Raw genomic sequence first — 16,876 nt, forward strand, 5'->3', positions numbered from 1 at the left:
CAGCGTAGCGTGCGGATCAGAAGCGGCCGAAGACGCTGAGGCCGGCGTCGCGCTGCGAGGCGAACGGGGTGACGTGGAGCACGCCGGTGGCGCTCGCCTTCTTCGGCGACGAGACGAGGAAGAGGACGGCACCGCCGACGACGAAGGCGCCGCCGCCGATGAGGAAGGCGGTGCGCAGGTTGGCGCTCTTTCGCGCGGCGTCGTCCTTCTCGACGAGGTCGGCGCACTCCGCCGGCTTCGGCTGGACGCTCTCCGCGCAGCCGTCTCGCCCCAGCTTCCGGCGGAGGCCGTCGGCGTCGTCGGCCGCGCTCGTCGAGCGCACGTGGAAGAGCACGCCCGCCCCCACTCCCAGGAGGCCCGCGCCCGCGAGGCCCACGCCCACCGCGCGGCCCGTCGTCCAGAACCCCGACCCCTCCTCGGAGGTGGCCGACGCCGGCGTCTCCGTCGCGGTCGGCGGCGGGGTCGGGGTTGGCGTCGGAGCTGGGGCGGGAGCGGTGGCCGCGAGGAGCTTCGCCTTCGCGGTGGTGCCCGCCGGGCAGTCGACCTGCGTCGACCTCGGCTTGCCGTCGAGCGTCGCCTCGACGGTGTGCGTGCCCGGAAGGACGGCGATCGGGTCGGCGCCCGGCGTCCAGTCCGTGGGCTGGCCGTCGATCGCGATGCGTGAGCTCGGCGGCGCGTCGATGTCGACGAGGCAGACCTGCGCCGCGATCTGCTCGACGTATTCGTCCGCGTGCTTGCGCTGATCCGCCGTGATTTTCGGATCGTTCGTCTTCCGGAACTGCTGGAAGTGCGCGTGCGCCTCGGGCAGGTGATTCGAGAGCTGCTCCGACCGCGCGAGGTTGAAGAGGATGGCCGGGTTCTTGAGGAGGGTCCACGCCTGCCCGAACTTGAGGCGCGCCGCCTCGTGATCGCCCTGATCCGCGAGCGCGATCCCCTCCTTGAAGCGCGCCTTCGCCTCCGCCGTCGCGGGGTCGTCCTTCTGCGGCTGCGCCTCTGCCGCTCCCGAGGTGAGCGCGAGGCTCAGCGCGACGACGACCGACAACCTCTTCATGTGCACGCCATGATCGACGCCCGCGCGGATCGTCGCAACCCATGTTTCGCCGTCAGCTCTGCGTCCTCTCCCATAGCTGCGCCGCCGCGAGGCGCGCGCGCTGCACGAGCGCGGCTTCGTCGACGGTGACGAGCGCGCGATCGCGCACGATGAACCTCCCGCCGGAGATGGTGTGGCGCACGTGCCCCGCCGACACGTTGCGGACGAGGTGCTCGACGAGGTTCGACGCCGTGAGCGGCGTGAACGGCACGTAGTCCAGCACCACGAGGTCGGCGCGCGCGCCGGGCAAGAGCCGCGGCGCGATGCGATCGCCGAAGAGGTGCGCGGAGAGGATCTGCCCCGCCACGATCCGCGATCCGGTCTCCGCCGCGAGGCCGTCGCGCGACTCGGCGTGGCGCAGCGCGTACGCGCGCGCCTCCGCGAGCACGTCTCCGTCGAGCCCGTCGGTCCCGAGCGCGACGTGTGGCCCGCTCCCCGGAAACGTGGAGAGCCCCTGCCGCATGTTGGAGCGCGGCGACGTCACCACGAACGCCTCCGCGTCCGCGATCCCGGCGACGAGCTCGGGCGGCAGCTCGTTGCACTGTGCAAGGATCGACCCGCGCCGCACCGCCTCGAGGAGCCGGAGCCGCTGCGCGAGGCGCGTCCTCCGGTTCCGCTCCGCGTCGAGCGCGTCGGAGCCGTCTTCGGCGAGCTGGAGGTGCATCCCGACGCGCATCTCGTTCGCGAGGTCGCGCAGCGCCTCGAGCGTGTCGTCGTTCAGCGACATGAGCGCGTGCGCGCCGACGCAGGCGCGGTGCTGCGTCTCGCCGCGCGCGACCTTCTGCAAGAAGCGGCGGTTCTCCTTCATCGCCGCGTCACGGCGCGCGCGCCCGTCGCGATCGCTCGTCTCGTACGCGAGGATCCCGCGGAGGCCGACCTCGTCGAGCGCGGCGGCGATACGATCGAGCGAGCCGTCGATCGCGCGCGGCGACGAGTGTAGGTCCACCACGCACGCCGCGCCGGCCTTCGCCGCCTGCGCGGCCGCGACGAGCGCCGATGTCTGGACGAGCTCGTCGTCGAGCGCCTTGTCGACGTTCCACCACACCGACTGCAGGTGCTCGGCGAACGATCGCGGCGCCCTCGCCGGCGGCGGCATGCCCGCGGCGAGCGCCATGTACAGATGCGTGTGCGCGACCGTGAACGCGGGCATCACGAGGCACCCGCTCACGTCGACGCGGGGGAGACCTTCCGCGATCTCCCCGCCGATCTGCTCGATGACGGCGCCGCGCAGGACGATGTCCGCGGCGGTGATCTTCGGCGGATGGAGCTCCACGCACGCCCCGCCCGCGAGGACGAGCGCCTGCTCGGTGACGCGCGCGACCTCGTCGTCGGGGACGAGCGGCGCGGCCGATCGGAGCGTGCTCTCCGAATGCCACATTCCTCGTGATGATACGCTCGCCCCTCGATGAAGGTCGATCTCGTCGTTCGTGGTCAGCGCGTCTTCACGCCGGTCGGTGAGCGCGCCGCCGCCATCCACGTCGATCGCACGTGGGGCACGATCGTCGCCGTCACCGATCTCGATGCGGCGCCGCGCGACGTCGACACGATCGACGCCGGCGAAAAATGCATCCTGCCGGGCCTCGTCGACACGCACGTCCACATCAACGAGCCCGGCCGTACGGAGTGGGAGGGCTTCGAGACCGCGACCCGCGCCGCGGCGGCGGGCGGGGTCACGACCCTCGTCGACATGCCGCTCAACAGCGTGCCTCCGACGACGACGCTCGAAGGCCTCCGCGCGAAGGTTCGGGCGCTCGAAGAAAAGGCGCGCGTCGACGTCGCGCTCTGCGGCGGCCTCGTCCCTTCCACCGCCGGCAAGGGCGCGCTCGCGGAGCTCTTCGACGAGGGCGTGCTCGCGTTCAAGTGCTTCCTCGCCGAGAGCGGCGTCGGCGAGTTCTCGCACGTGATGGAGCACGAGCTCCGCGCCGGGATGGAGGAGCTCGCGCGGATCGGGGCGCCGCTCTTCGTCCACGCCGAGCTCCCGGCGCCGCTCCTCGAAGGCGAGAAGGCCGCGATGGGCCTCGATCCGCGCGCGTACGCGACCTACCTCGCGTCGCGCCCGCGCAAGGCGGAGGACGCCGCGATCGAGCTCGTCCTCCGCCTCGCGGAGGAGACCGGCGCGCGCGCGCACGTCGTGCACCTCTCGTCGTCCGACGCGATCACGATGTTCCGCCGCGCGAAGGACCGGAAGGCGGCGCTCACGGTCGAGACGTGCCCGCACTACCTGACGTTCGCCTCGGAGGAGATCCCGGACGGCGCGACGGAGCTCAAGTGCGCCCCGCCGATCCGCGAGCGCAACAACCGCGAGAAGCTCTGGGACGCGCTGCGCGAGGGCGTCATCGATCAGGTCGTCACCGATCACTCGCCCTCGACCGTGGAGCTGAAGTGCTCCGGCTCCGGCGACTTCATGAAGGCGTGGGGCGGCATCTCGTCTCTCCAGCTCGGCCTCGCCGCGGTCTGGACCGAGGCGCGCGCGCGCGGGCGCTCCATCCGCGACGTCGTCGAGTGGATGTGCGCCGCCCCCGCGCGCCTCGCGGGCCTCTCCGATCGGAAAGGCTCCATCGCCTCGGGCTACGACGCCGACCTCGTGATCTGGGACCCGGACGCCGAGCTCACGATCGACGCCGCCACGCTCGAGCACAAGAACAAGATCACGCCGTACCACGCGCGCAAGCTGCGAGGCTCGACGCTGCGCACCCTCCTCCGCGGCGAGACCATCTACGAGCGCGGCGTCCCGTTCGGCGCGAAGCCCCGCGGCCGCTGGCTCCGCCGCGCGTAGTTTCACCCAACGTCGGGGGCTCTGCCCCCGACACCCCCGCCCCAGACACGGCGGTCGGGGTCAGCCCTCGGGCTCGATCCCGAGCGCACGCAGCTGCGCGCGGAGCGCTTCCACCTGCTCCGCCGCGCGCTCGGCGCGCTTGGCGTGCTCTTCGAGGGTGGGGATGAGCTTTCCGTCGAGGTCGGTCCAGCGCAGCCATCGCTCGCGGGCGCTCTCGAACTCGCCCGTCCAGAACGTGAGCGCGAGGCCTTCGGCGGCGAAGCGGAGGTCGTCGCGTCGCACGTAGACGCCGTCGTGGAGCGAGAACGCGAGGAGCTCCTCCTCGCTGATGCGATTCAGCGGATCGAACACCACGTAGTGGGTGACGCGCATGCGCTCGTACGCGCGGAGCTTGTCGCTCAGCTCGCCGCCTTCCTTGTCGGACACGATCTCGATCACGATGTCCGGCGGCTTTCCGAACTCCCAGATGAAGTACGAGTTGAGCCGCTCCGGCCCGGACAGCGGCGGCGGGTCGACGTCGAAGCTCACGAACACGTCCGGCACGAGCGCTGGGTTCTTCATCACCGCGAAGACCCCGACGTTCGCCGCCGCGATGAGGCGCCTGCCTTCCGGATGCCTCCACGCCGCGAGCGGCTGCGTCAGGAGGCGCATCTCCTTCTCCGCGAAGAAGCTATCCACCGGAGCGCCGTCCTCGGTGATGAGGTGGCTCACGTCCGGTCTCGGAAACGGCGGCTGGGACATGGACATCGACATCGATCGTACCTCCACGCTGCTGGCCCGTCATGCCCGGCGAGTCGCACGACGCATGCCGGCGACCCCGGTCAATGGTCTCGCGACGTTGCCGCGCGGAAGGCCTGGCCCGGGCCAGAACGGGCCAGGCCAGGGGCCAGTTGGAGTACGCTCGGCGCTCCATGGCGGATGACTTCACCTCATTGATCGATCTCGCGGCCGAGCGCCTCGGCGGGTCCGTGCTCTGGGCGACGGACGACTTCTTCGCGGAGAAGGAGAACCTCCTCAAGCCGGCGGAGGCCGTGTTCATCGAGGGAAAGTACACCGACCGCGGCAAGTGGATGGATGGCTGGGAGTCGCGGCGCAAGCGCCGATACGCCGAGTCCTCGCGGCAATATCCCGACCTCGACTCCGCCATCATCCGGCTCGGGCTCTCCGGCGTCGTGCGCGGTTTCGTCGTCGACACCGCGCACTTCAAGGGCAACTACCCGAAGGCCTGCGCGATCGAAGGCGCGAGCATCGAAGGGCACCCCGACGTCTCCGAGCTCACCTCCGACAAGGTGAAGTGGACGCCGATCCTCCCGCGCGTCGACCTGAAGGGCGACAGCAAGAACCTCTTCGCGGTCGACGTGCCGCAGCGCTTCACGCACCTCCGCTTCCACATCTATCCCGACGGCGGCGTCGCGCGCCTCCGCGTCCACGGCGACGTCATGCCCGGCGCGCGGTGGATGGGCAAGCCCGCGCGCCCCCAGCTCGTCGACCTCGCCGCCGCGGAGCACGGCGGGCTCGTCGTCTCGTGCAACGACATGTTCTTCGGGTCGCGGCACAACCTCATCATGCCGGGCCGCGGCGTGAACATGGGCGACGGCTGGGAGACGAAGCGCTCGCGCCGCGAAGGCCCCGACTGGGTCGTCGTGCGCCTCGCGACGGAGGGATCGATCGAGCGCGCGATCGTCGACACGCTCCACTTCAAGGGCAACGCCCCCGACTTCTGCGCGATCGACGTCGCCGCCGTGCCCGAGGGCGCGCCCGATCCCGACGGCGCGAAGGACGAAGGTTGGCTCCCGCTCCTCGCGAAGACGAGCCTCCAGCCGCACACCGAGCACCGCTTCGACACCCACGGCGGGCCCGCCACGCACGCGCGCCTCCGCATCTGGCCCGACGGCGGCGTCTCGCGCCTCCGCCTCCTCGGCGTCGCGACCGACGCCGGCCGCGAGCGCGCCGGCATGCGCTACGTGCGCGCGATGCCGGAGCCCGAGCTCGAGGCCGCGCTGCGCTCGTGCTGCGGCTCCTCCGCGTGGGTCACGGCGATGGTGAAGGAGCGCCCGTTCGCGTCGCTCGCGGCGATGAAGGCGCGCGCCGGCGAGCTCTGGAAGAAGCTCTCCGCCCCCGACTTCGACGAGGCCTTCAAGGCCCACCCGCGGATCGGCGAGAAGAAGGCGGAGGCCCACCAGAGCGCGACCGCCCACGGGTGGTCGACGAACGAACAATCCAAAGTAGCGTCCGCGAGCGAGGCGGTGTTGGCCGAGCTCCGCGAAATCAACAAAGCTTACGAGGAGAAATTCGGCCGTATTTACATCGTTTGCGCGACGGGCAAATCGGCAGAAGAAATGCTCGCGATTGCCAAAGAGCGAATGCAGAACGCGCCCGACGCCGAGCTCGAGCGCGCCGCCGACGAACAACGGAAGATCACCGAGCTCCGCCTCGAGAAGATGGTGCGCGAATGAAGAGCGTCTCGACTCACGTCCTCGACATCCACCGCGGGCGGCCGGCGGAGGGGGTCCCTGTCTCGCTCGAGAAGAAGAGCGGCGACGCGTTCCTCCCGCTGAAGAGCGGCCTCACCGACGCCGACGGGCGCGTGAAGGACCTCGTGCCGGAAGGGCAGCTCGAGGCGGGCACGTACCGCATCACCTTCGACACCGGCGCCTACTTCGCCGCGCAGAGCGTCGAGGGCTTCTATCCCGAGGCGAGCATCGTCTTCGTCGTCCGCGACGCGAACGCGCACTACCACGTCCCGCTCCTCCTCAGCGCGCACGGCTACTCGACGTACCGCGGCAGCTGAGAGAGCGGATCGTCAGTCGATCTTGTGGCAGCCGGCGCAGCCGAAGCCCTGCTTCGTCGCGGGGTCGAACGGCTTCTCGCCGAGCGCGGAGGCCATCTCCGGCACGACCTTCTCGCCCATGAACTTCATGATCGCGGGCTTCGCCTTCATCAGCTTCTCGTGCCCGCCGTTCGACATCGTGAGCTTCGGCAGGACGTCGCGCGGGTCCTGCTTCTTGCTCGGGCCGTGGCAGGTCGCGCAGCCGAACTTCTCGTAGCGCTTCGCGTCGTGCTCCTTGAAGACCTTCCCGACGTTGGGGACGACCTTCGTCATCATGACCTCCACCTTCTTGTCCTTCGGGAGATCGTCGAACTTCGGCGCGTTCGTCTCCTCGACCTTCGGCTTGTCCGCGCCGGGCTGAGCCGCCGCGCCGCCGGCGTCGGCGCCGGGCTGGTCGGGAGCGGTGAAGCCCGGGGCGCTCGCGTCGGCCTCGACCTGCGGAGGGGTCGGCGTGACCGGCGGCGGCTGGGTGGACGAGTCGCCGCCGCAGGCTACGAACGAGCCCACGAGGACGGTGGAGAGGGCAAGAATGATGTGGCGCATCGCCCGCGCTTCTACGCCCTCCCGCGTGGCGCTGACAAGCCCGCTGACGTAAATCTCGACGGCTCGTGCCGTTCTGATTCATCATCGGCCGATCCATGAGCCCTGCATTCGTCACGGAGTGGCTGAACCTCGCCGTCCGGATGATCCACGTCATCGCCGCGATCATGTGGATCGGCAGCTCGCTCTTCTTCAACTGGCTCGATCCCCGGATCGAGGTGAACGAAGAGACGAAGAAGAAAGGGCTCGAAGGCGAGCTCTGGATGGTCCACTCCGGCGGCTTCTACGACGTCCAGAAGACGCTCGTCGCGCCGAAGGTGATGCCGAAGCGCCTCCACTGGTTCAAGTGGGAGGCGGGCTTCACGCTCCTCTCCGGTTGGCTCCTCCTCGACGTCGTCTTCTTCCAGGGCGGCGGCGTCACCCTCGTCGACCCGAACGTCTCGAGCCTCTCGCCCGCGATGGCGACCGCGCTCGTCATCGGCGTCCTGATCGGCTCGTGGTTCGTCTACGACATCTTCTGGCGGACGCCGCTCGCGAAGAACGTCTACGTCGGCGGCACGATCACCTACTTTTTCATCATCGGCGTCCTCTGGTTCTTCGCGCACAAGGTCAGCGGCCGCGCGGCGTTCCTCCTCACCGGCGCGATGATGGGCACCTGGATGGCGACCAACGTCTGGGTCCACATCATCCCGGCGCAGCAGGGCCTCGTCGACGCGGTCACGAGCGGCAAGCCGCCGAGCGAGCACCTCGCCAAGCACGCGAAGACGCGGTCGCGGCACAACAACTACATGACCTATCCGGTCGTGCTCGCGATGCTGAGCAACCACTTCCCGGGCCTCTACGGCCACGAGTCGAACTGGCTCATCCTCGCCGGACTCATCGTCGTCGCGGCGTCGATTCGGCACTTCCAGAACACGTTCAAGGAGCTCTCGCCGGTCGTCCTCATCGTCCCGCTCGTCGTGCTCCTCACGCTCCTCCATTCATCGCTCACGTCGACCGCGCCCGTCACCGGCGCGACCGATCCGAACGTGCAGCTCACCGCGACGGTGCCGTCGAACAAGGGCGGCCCGGAGAAGGTCGCGAACGAATCCACCGTCGGCACGATCAAGGGGAGCGTCCTCCTCGAAGGCACGCCGCCGCCGAACAAGCCGATCAACATCGGCACGTGCGTGAGCGACGGGACCGGGCCCACGACGACGGAGGCGGTGCTCTCGACGGACGGGAAGCTCCAGAACGCCTTCGTCTGGATCAAGACCGGCCTCGACGACTACAAGGGGCCCGCCGCGCCGCCCGAGCCCGTCGTGATGGACCAGAAGGCTTGTCAGTACAAGCCGCACGTCGTCGGCGCGCGCGTCGGGCAGAAGGTCGTGTTCCTCAACAGCGACCCCGTCCTCCACAACGTGCGCTCCGTCGCCGACGCGAACAGCACCTTCAACGACATGATGCCGACGAAGGACATGCGGCTCGAGAAGGTCTTCGAGAAGACCGAGGTCCCGGTCCGCGCGAAGTGCGACGTCCACCCGTGGATGGCGGCGTTCATCGGCGTCGTCCCGCACCCGTTCTTCGCGGTGACGGGCCCCGACGGCTCGTTCACCCTCGCGAACGTCCCCGAAGGCGAATATGACATAGAGGCGTGGCACGAGGTCTTCGGCAAGCAGACCGCGAAGGCGAAGGTGAAGGCGCGCGAAGGCGTGACCGTCACGCTGACGTTCAAGGCGGAGTAGCGCCTGGCCGGCTCCTCGACCGGGCGCGTCGAGCGACGACCTACGATCCGCTCTCGCCGGTGAAGCGAAAGGAGCCGGAGATCGCGATCGTGTCGGGCCCGGCCGAGTCGACGAGCGTGGCGGTGAACGTGCCGGAGTAGGTGGTGCCCGTCACGGTGAGCTCGATCGCGCACGCGCCAGTGGCGTCGCGCGCGCGGAACTGCGAGAGCGGCGCGATCGTGCGCTGGAGCTGGACGCGCGGCGCCTGGCCGGAGCCGGGCGTCGGGTTCGTGCCGCACACGTAGCTGCCGGAGGCCTTCGGTAGGAACGTGAGGCGCAGCTCCATCTCGCGCGGCTCCGTCTGGAAGAGCACGCTCTGTTGCGCGAGATCGTCCGTGCCGCCGAGGGTCCAGAAGCTCTCGATGACGCGCGCCTGCTCGTAGCCGTCGCGCGCGCTCGTATCGATGCGCACGAACGCCTTGTTGTCGCCGGGGGGCGCGGGGTCTCCGCCGGCGTCGCTCGAGGTGCCGGCGTCCGTGTTCCCCGCGCTCCCCGCGGCGTCCGGCGTCGCGGTCGCGTCGGCCTGCTCTGCGCCCGCGTCCGCGTTTCCGCTGCCGGCGGTACCAGGATCGTCCGAGGAGCTGCAGGCGACGGTGATGAGCACGGTGAGCAGGACTGCGAGACGCGACATGGGGCTCCTGAGTCGAAGATGGATCTCGAACCATCCCATCGCCGTCCGCCGGCTGTCAAACGTCCAGCGCTCCCCCCGTCACCGCCCGTGATCGGTGACGACCACGAGAACGGCGACGTGATCGCGGAGTCTCCGCGAAGGGCGGACCCGAGACGCAGGGCGAGCTGACGGGCCGCGCCCACTTCGCGTTCCAGGCGAAGGACCAGGCGACCGTGGACAAGGCCTACGCCGCAGGCCTCGCCGCCGGCGGCAAGGACAACGGCGCCCCCGGCATCCGCGCGCAGTATCACCCCGGCTACTACGCGGGCTTCCTCCTCGATCCGGACGGCAACAACGTCGAGGTCGTCCACCACGGGTCGGCGAGTAGGGCGCGCGCGACGGAGAAAGAGCGCTCGGCGCTCGGCTCCACCTCAGAGCGACTGCGACGCCGCGGGGTACGTGTCGACCATGAGGTAGGCGCGCATCCGGGCGGGCCGCGCGCTCTCGGGGAGGTTCACCGTCACCGAGGCGATCTTGCCTGCCGGCGTCGAGGTCCGCGTCGTCGTGGAGGCGAGGCCGTACTTGAGGCTCACGGGCCGCCCGGTGGCGGCGTCGACGAGCAGCACGCCGAAGCTGTGCTCGTCGGCGCGGAGGCTCGAGCCGGTGATCGTCGCGGTGACGGTCGGGTTCGTGACGAGGCCGCCGACCCAGCCGCCCGCGACCGAGAAGCGCACGTCGCCGACGCCCGCGGGCATCGTCGTCGTGCCGCCCGCGTGCGGCCGGATGTTCGTCGAGCCGAAGACGTTGAGCACGTCGGTCGTCGGGTTGCAGAAGCCGAGCTTCGCGAGGAACGGCCCGTAGAACGGGATGTTCGCGCACTTCGTCTTCACGTGGACGCCGGGCTGCGAGAGCGGTGTGCCATCCGCGCCGAGGTGCGCGCTCACGCGGAAGACGTCGAACGGCATGTCGAAGTTCATGGCCTTCACCGTGAACCCGGACTCGTTGACGAGGTTGAGGAGGCCGTCCTTGTACGTCGCCTCGACGGGGAAGAGGACCTGCGTCGTCGGATCGACGACGGTGCCTCCCGCCGCGTCGAGCATGCCGCCGACCACCCAGCCGACGCGCCGCTCGCTCGTGCCCTCGACCATGCCGACGAGGTAGTGGAGCGAGTCGAAGCCGATCTGGTTGTAGCTCGGCATCACCGTCGGGTACGGGACCGCGATGCGATGAAGCTCGAAGACGCCGGCGGCGTCGCCCGGCCGCGCGGGCACCGGGATCTCCGCCGCCGGGCCGCCCGCGCCGAGCGCGAGCTCGAAGGTCTGATCGAAGCTCCCGGCGCGGCGACCGCCCGAGAATAGGAGGCCCTCGCGCGTCGGGCTCATCAGGTAGTCGCCGCGGAGCCGGATCTTCACCTTGCCGTCCGCGCCCGCGGCGAAGCGGTTGCGCGGCACGATCGTGACGAAGCGACGATCGCCGGACGTGTCGACGTCGACCGGCGCGGGCGGATCGAGCGTCACCTTAAGCGTGCGGTCGTCGATGAGCGCGAGCTTGGTGTCGCCGCCCTCCCGCTTCGTGAGCGTGAACGCGAGCGGCTGGTTCGCCTCGACCTGGGGCGGCGGCTCGGCGAGCACGCTCCCGAGCGGCGTCGTGAAGAGGAGGTTCGCGCCGTCCCGCGGCATCGCCTCGCCGCCGCCGGCGACGCAGTCCGGATCGGAGGCCGCGCCGGCGCGGAGGCAGTAGTCGTAGGGCGTGGCGAAGATCTCGCCGCTCTCGCCCGCGATGACGATGAAGTCGCGGCCGAGCGCGGGCGAGCCGCCGAAGTCGTTGCGGTCCTCCTTGATGAGGCGCCGGCTCCAGCGGAGCGCGCCGTGACGATCGAGGACGTAGAGCCGGCCGTCGCCGCCGCCGAAGTAGATGTTGTCGTCGCCGTCGATCGCCGGCGACGAGCGGATCGGCTCGCGCGTGTCGAACTGCCAGCGGAGCGCCCCGCTCTCGGCGTCGAGCGCGTAGACCGTGCCGTCCGACGACGGCTGGATGATCGTGCCGTCCGAGAGGCGGCCGGGGCTCGCGTAGACGTGATCGTTCGTGGCGAACGACCAGACCACGCGGCCGCTCGCCTGATCGTACGAGCGCACGTAGCCGTCGTACGCGCCGACGACCATGCGCCCCTCGGAGAGCATCGGGCTCGCGGCGATGGTCGCCTGCACGCCGTCGCCCCAGAGCTCCTGACCCGTGGGAGAGAGCGCGAAGGTGTTGCGCCAGAAGTGCGTCATCCACGCGTAGCCGGCGATGTAGTTGTTGCCGAGGTACAGGTTCCCCGTCGTCGGATCGATCGCCGGGAGAGACCACGTCTGGTCGTTCATCGTCCACGGCCAACCCGGCTTGTTGCGCCCGGCGTCGCGATCGAGGCCGTAGACGTGCCGGTTGTCGTTCGGGACGTAGAGCGTCCCGTCGGGGCCGATGGCGACGTTGCCCTCGAACCAGTTGATGTAGCCGCCGGTTGACTCGGGCGCCGCCGCCTGGAAGCGCCAGAGCTCGCGCCCGTCCCTCCGATCGAGCGCGCGCACGAAGCCGTCCCCGGCGCCGTAGTAGACGCGGCCCTTGTCGTCGAGGAGCGCTGACGAGTCGATGACCTCGCCGTTCTTCACCTTCCAGCGGAGCTCGCCCCTGCGATCGAGCGCGTAGAAGAACGTGTCGGCCGAGCCGATGTAGACGTTCTCGTCGCCGTCGATGACCGCGGTCGAGAAGATGCCCTTCCCCGTCTTGAACGACCACGGCGCGACGTCGCTCGGCCGCGGGCGCACAGGGCTCCGCCCGTCCTGACGAAGACCGCGCCGGAACTTCGGCCATGGGCTCTTCGGGTCGAGCGGGCGATCGGAGCAGACGCCGCCCCCTTCGCACGCGACGCTCGCGTTCGCCTCCGACGACGCGGCCTCTTCGTCGGTGACGCTGCATCCGTTGACGAGAGAGAGGAGGAGGACGGGAACCGAGACGGCCAGACCGCGGAGAGCTCGCATGCCTCCGCGTCGATGCAGGTCGCGTACCTAGTCCTACATCGGGGCCTTTCTTGAAAACACGAGGGTTTTTTTGGCCTGCGTCGCGCGCGATCCGCCGCCGATTGGCCGCAGATCGCGACTCGAGTCCTCGCTTCTGAAATCCGCTCACCGCGTGGTCGCATACGGGCCTGTGTCGAAGGCCTTCTTGGCCCTTCGCGTCAGGAGCGCTTCCACGAGATCGTCGACGGTGAGCTCGTCACGGCGCGGCGCGGGCGGCTGGTGGTTCGCCACGGAGGTCGAGATCGAATTCGACTCTCGAGCCGCGACCCAGATCTACCGGCCCGACGTGTCAGGGTGGAGACGGGACCGGCTCCCGGAGCTTCCCGAGGAGGTCCCCGTCACCGCACGCCCGGACTGGATCTGTGAGGTCTTGTCACGTTCGAACAAGCGCAACGACACCATCCGAAAGCGGCGCGTGTACCATCGAAGCGGCGTCGGCCACTACTGGATCCTCGATCCGGACGAAGCGACCCTCGAGGTCTTTCGTTGGCACATGGACGGATACCTCCTCATGCTGACAGCCGAGCGTGGTGACCACGTTCGCGCAGAGCCGTTCGACGCACTCGAGCTCGACTGAGCTTCGGAGGAACTTCGGGGCCGAGGGAGCTTGTCCTTCACGCGCCGAAACCGGGCCGGATCGGCGAGCGACGCCGGGGCACCGTCGAGACGAAGAGCGTGATGGTGGCATCACGATCCGCGCGCGACCAGATCGACCTGCTCGAGACGGCGTAGCGCTCGCCTCGCGTGCGACGTGGGGGGAAAGCGGTAGAGCGCCGTAGCGAACGACAGGGCGCGGCGCTCGAGCCGCGCGCGCCGCCCTTCGGTGCAACCGTCCACCCCGCAGACCCTCCAGGCCGCCCAGGCTGCGGAGCGCCAGAAGTACTACGTCGCGAAGAAGACCTTCACGAGCGGCAGCGGTGGCGTCACGATCGGCGAGGCATACTGCAATAACGCGTTCGACATCCCGGTGACGGGCGGGTGTACCGCCCCCGACAACAGCGGCGCGCGACTCACCGTCAGCAGGCCAGGCAGCAACTTGAGCAATCCGAGCCTCCCATTCAATTGGACCTGCGGGTTCTTCAATACCAGCGCGGCCGCGCAGGTCGAGGCGCACGTCGTCTGCAAGCGCCCCTGAGAGAAAGGCGACCACTCAGCGCGTGAGCGTCGTCGTCTCGCAGGTCGCGCCGTCGAGGAAGCGGTCGTCGCGGTAGGGAGGCTCGCCCGGGGGCATCGTGTATTCGCCTTTGAAGACGAGCGAGAGCTCTTCGGCGCTCGGGTCGCGCCTGCACAGCCACGCGAGGAGGCCCGCGGTGAGACGACCGCTCGCGTCGCGCGCGACGAGCGCGAGGTACATCCGCCACCGCAGGTCGTCGTAGAGGAGCGGCCTCTTGCTCGCGCCTTCCGCGCGGCGCTCCATCGCCACCAGGAAGCCGTCGTCGCGCCTCGGATCGGGAGAGAACATCGACCACCGCTGCACGAGCCCGAGCGGGCGAAGGACGGCCCCGAGCGCTGGAGACGGCGACGGCGGCTCCGCCAGCTCGCCCGCGTTCCAGCCGACGATCGCACAGAGCGCCGCGCCGAGGACCGGCGCCCACCGTCGATCGTGGGCCCGGCCGCGCCCGTCCTCGCTCGCGGAGCCTCGCGCCGGACCTCCACGTACTCCGCACGCGTCCCAGAAGCGCGGCGGCAGGAAGAGCGCCCAGCACGCGAACATGATCCACGGGAACAGCGCGAGGCGCATCGTGACGAGCATGCCCGCGTGGAGCGCGAACGCCGCCGCGACCGCGACGATGCGGAGCACGTCGCGCCGCCACGGCACGAAGAGGAGGAGCGGCGCGGCGAGCTCGATCACGAGCGTGCCGTACGTCAGCGCGAGCGACCACGCGGCGCGCGCGCCGAGCCAGCGACCCGCCGGCGTCACGTAGTCGTCGAGCTGGAGCGCGTAGTAGACGGCGGTGCCGTCCCGCCACGTCGGACCGCTCTTGTGTCCGACGCCGACGAGGTACACGATCGCGAGCTGCGCCGCGGCCACGAAGCACGCCGCGCCGGACACCTGCGATGGGGACGCATCCGCAGAGCCGGAGCGCCGCCGCGCGTCGAGGCTGAAGCGCGCGCCGAGCGGGAGCCAGATCGCGACGAAGAGCATGGCCCGCAGCACGACGTCGCCGCGGTAGAGCACGAGCGGCATCCGCGCCTGGAGCGACGTGAGGAGCGCCCACGTCGCGATCGTCATCGCCCGCGTGCGCCAGCCGAGCGCGAGACCGATCGCGCACGCCGCCGCGACGACGAAGAGCGCCACCTGCCACGCCGCCCCGCCCCCCAGCGCGTGGAGCGACCACGAAGGACAGCTCCGGACCAGCGTGGCCTCGAGCTCCGCCAGCGCCGCGCGCGGGAGAACGCCGTCGTCGGTGTAAAATGCACGCAGATCGGAGGCGCGCGACACGAGGTCCGCGAGGACGATCGCCGCGACAGAGACGCGAAAGGCCGCGAGCGCGCGGACGTCGAGCGCGAACGTCCGCGCGAAGAGGTCGTGGAGGCCCAGCGCTCAGGCGCCGCCGCCGTCGGGGTTGACGCGGTAGATGAACGCAGCGCCGAGCGGCTTGTCCTGGTAGCCCACGACCTGCCCCGACGACGGCATCGTGGGATGAAACAAGGGCTGCCGTTGCGTCACGCTGACGAGGATGGTCTTCGGGCTGCTCACCCGGTTGAAGAAGACGTGGAGCTTGACGCTCGGATTCCCATCGACGGGCATGGAGATGCCCCCGCCCTCTGGGAACACGAGGCTCGACGCCTGCTTATCCATCCTCTCCATACCGCCGACCGTGATGAAGCCACCCGGGTACTGCTTCGTGACGACCTTCTTGCCGTTCGGCGGCCCCTCGTACGTCTGGAACGAGAACGGCGGCACGTAGACCTGGCCGGTGAAGGTCACCTCGATATTGCCGTTCGATCCGGCGGGCGCGCCCGGCTTTAGAGCTCGCCTCATCCTCGCCTTGAAGCCGGGCGAGGTCGCGGTCGACGGAATGCGGGCATCGGGCATGTGCCTCGCTGTCCCGTTGCTGAACGCGGCGATGTCCGCGTCGCTGAGGGGCGTGCCCATCGACTGGGCGGAGGCGTCCGAGGCGACGGCCATCAACGCGGCGATACCGAGGCAGGCGAGGACGCTACGACGGGTGCAGGAGGCGCTGTTCGTGCTCGTATTCATGATCATTGTTCTCTTCCCACTTCGTGCAGTCTTCTTCGACGAGGCAGGCGTCGCCTCGAGTCATCGTGCAAGGAAAGGCGCTATCAGCCCTTCAGCGCCTTCGTCCTTCTTGGAGCATGCGTACGCATGGGCGAGCACCGTCGAACGAGCGCGCCGCGGGCGTCGATGGCCGCTTCCTTGCACGGTGACTTCGCTGCCAGGGTAGGCACCCCGCGAGCGCCTCGAGGATGCGGGCGCGGACGCCCTCCGGGATCGGGACGCCGAGGCCTGCCGGCCACGGCTCTTCGACGTGAAGGGCTCGCGCTCTTTGCGGCCGGCGGCGCGGTCACGACCCTGACGGCCGATCGCGTCGAAGCGCTCGGGGATCGCGCCGCCACCGCCGGTGATGAACGCCGGGATGCCGGCGTTCGCGAACGCGTAATACGAGTGGACATGGCCATGGACGGTGAGGTCGACACACGGAGCGTCCTTCTGCACGTCGACGAGTACGAGGACAACCGACGTGGACATCGCGCCGAGGAACGCGACCTACGAAGCGGCCATCGCCGTCGCCAAGGAGAAGGGCTTCGACGTGGGGTGACGGCCGCGGCCGACTTTCACGCGCCGGTCTCGGCGCGCGCGGGTCAGCACTTCTGGCAGGAGGGAGGGAGCGCGGCCGTCGTCGCGTCGCTGGTGGCGAACGCGGCGAGCGCCTCGCACGTCATCGCGCGGATGTCCTTCTCGCACGTGTCGATCTCTTCCTCGTTGCAAGCGCTCCGGCGATCGCGATCGTCCTCCGGAAGCGCATTCACGAACGTGTCGGAGCACTTCTTGTCGTCCGTGCCGTACTTCTTGGCGTAGCCCTCCGCCGCGCACTCCTTGAGCTTCGCGCAGAACGCCTGCCCGACCTCGCGAATCGCCTCTTCCGCGGTTTGAAACGAGCAGGCGATCAGCACCGTCGCGACAAGACAAAGAGAGAGGACCCGATCGCAGCGCGTGTGTTCATCCTGCGAGGGTAGGGGGCGGC

15 protein-coding genes and 1 pseudogene are annotated in these 16,876 nt (G+C 69.8%); 6 read left to right on the plus strand and 10 right to left on the minus strand.

Annotated elements, in window-relative coordinates:
- Positions 1–16: 16 nt before the first annotated feature.
- A complete protein-coding gene (locus KF837_09665; GenBank protein MBX3227571.1) occupies positions 17–1,051 on the minus strand; it encodes a hypothetical protein in 1,035 nt (344 codons plus the stop codon).
- Positions 1,052–1,103: 52 nt separating this feature from the next.
- The gene (locus tag KF837_09670; GenBank protein MBX3227572.1) at positions 1,104–2,468 is read right to left on the minus strand and encodes an amidohydrolase family protein; all 1,365 of its coding nucleotides are present in this window, start codon (positions 2,466–2,468) and stop codon (positions 1,104–1,106) included.
- A gap of 27 nt (positions 2,469–2,495) precedes the next feature.
- Here KF837_09670 and allB point away from each other — a divergent pair, with 27 nt between their 5' ends.
- Positions 2,496–3,866 carry an allantoinase AllB gene (gene allB, locus KF837_09675; protein ID MBX3227573.1) on the plus strand — a complete coding sequence of 457 codons (1,371 nt, stop codon included), beginning with the start codon at positions 2,496–2,498 and terminating at the stop codon, positions 3,864–3,866.
- Between the two features lie 60 nt (positions 3,867–3,926).
- Here allB and KF837_09680 read toward each other — a convergent pair whose 3' ends face one another.
- Entirely contained in the window at positions 3,927–4,619 is a 693-nt protein-coding gene (locus KF837_09680) for a Uma2 family endonuclease (GenBank protein MBX3227574.1), read from the minus strand.
- A 158-nt stretch (positions 4,620–4,777) separates the two neighbouring features.
- On the opposite strand from KF837_09680, the gene alc reads away from it, so the two are divergent.
- Positions 4,778–6,322, plus strand: a complete 1,545-nt coding sequence (gene alc, locus KF837_09685) for an allantoicase (protein MBX3227575.1) — start codon at positions 4,778–4,780, stop codon at positions 6,320–6,322.
- Positions 6,319–6,657, plus strand: coding sequence for a hydroxyisourate hydrolase (gene uraH / locus KF837_09690; GenBank protein MBX3227576.1), 339 nt, complete (start codon positions 6,319–6,321; stop codon positions 6,655–6,657). The genes alc and uraH overlap by 4 nt, the downstream gene beginning before the upstream one ends.
- A gap of 12 nt (positions 6,658–6,669) precedes the next feature.
- On the opposite strand, the gene KF837_09695 is transcribed toward uraH, so the two are convergent.
- Positions 6,670–7,239, minus strand: a complete 570-nt coding sequence (locus KF837_09695; protein ID MBX3227577.1) for a hypothetical protein — start codon at positions 7,237–7,239, stop codon at positions 6,670–6,672.
- 95 nt (positions 7,240–7,334) lie between these two features.
- Between KF837_09695 and KF837_09700 the strand changes: the two genes are divergently transcribed.
- The gene (locus tag KF837_09700; GenBank protein ID MBX3227578.1) at positions 7,335–8,960 is read left to right on the plus strand and encodes a urate hydroxylase PuuD; all 1,626 of its coding nucleotides are present in this window, start codon (positions 7,335–7,337) and stop codon (positions 8,958–8,960) included.
- Positions 8,961–9,000: 40 nt separating this feature from the next.
- On the opposite strand, the gene KF837_09705 is transcribed toward KF837_09700, so the two are convergent.
- Both KF837_09705 and KF837_09710 read right to left on the minus strand, forming a co-directional pair.
- Entirely contained in the window at positions 9,001–9,630 is a 630-nt protein-coding gene (locus KF837_09705) for a hypothetical protein (GenBank protein ID MBX3227579.1), read from the minus strand.
- Between the two features lie 410 nt (positions 9,631–10,040).
- Positions 10,041–12,626 (minus strand): PQQ-like beta-propeller repeat protein, encoded by a 2,586-nt coding sequence (locus tag KF837_09710; protein MBX3227580.1) that lies wholly within the window; start codon positions 12,624–12,626, stop codon positions 10,041–10,043.
- A 100-nt stretch (positions 12,627–12,726) separates the two neighbouring features.
- Between KF837_09710 and KF837_09715 the strand changes: the two genes are divergently transcribed.
- Both KF837_09715 and KF837_09720 read left to right on the plus strand, forming a co-directional pair.
- Positions 12,727–13,242: a Uma2 family endonuclease gene (locus KF837_09715; GenBank protein MBX3227581.1), complete on the plus strand. Its 516-nt coding sequence runs from the start codon at positions 12,727–12,729 to the stop codon at positions 13,240–13,242.
- 246 nt (positions 13,243–13,488) lie between these two features.
- The gene (locus KF837_09720) at positions 13,489–13,800 is read left to right on the plus strand and encodes a hypothetical protein (GenBank protein ID MBX3227582.1); all 312 of its coding nucleotides are present in this window, start codon (positions 13,489–13,491) and stop codon (positions 13,798–13,800) included.
- 15 nt (positions 13,801–13,815) lie between these two features.
- Here the strand turns inward: KF837_09720 and KF837_09725 are convergent, their stop codons facing one another.
- The 4 genes and pseudogenes from KF837_09725 to KF837_09740 all read right to left on the minus strand — a co-directional run bounded on the left by KF837_09725 (position 13,816) and on the right by KF837_09740 (position 16,805).
- Entirely contained in the window at positions 13,816–15,108 is a 1,293-nt protein-coding gene (locus KF837_09725; GenBank protein MBX3227583.1) for an HTTM domain-containing protein, read from the minus strand.
- Positions 15,109–15,210: 102 nt separating this feature from the next.
- Positions 15,211–15,798 (minus strand): hypothetical protein, encoded by a 588-nt coding sequence (locus KF837_09730; protein MBX3227584.1) that lies wholly within the window; start codon positions 15,796–15,798, stop codon positions 15,211–15,213.
- A 408-nt stretch (positions 15,799–16,206) separates the two neighbouring features.
- Positions 16,207–16,326, minus strand: a pseudogene (locus KF837_09735) (metallophosphoesterase).
- A 167-nt stretch (positions 16,327–16,493) separates the two neighbouring features.
- On the minus strand, positions 16,494–16,805 hold the full coding sequence (locus tag KF837_09740) for a hypothetical protein (GenBank protein MBX3227585.1): 312 nt from the start codon (positions 16,803–16,805) through the stop codon (positions 16,494–16,496).
- Positions 16,806–16,876: the final 71 nt, after the last annotated feature.

Origin of the sequence: Labilithrix sp., from assembly GCA_019637155.1 — a bacterium.
In the GTDB taxonomy this organism is placed as follows: Bacteria; Myxococcota_A; Polyangia; order Polyangiales; family Polyangiaceae; genus Labilithrix.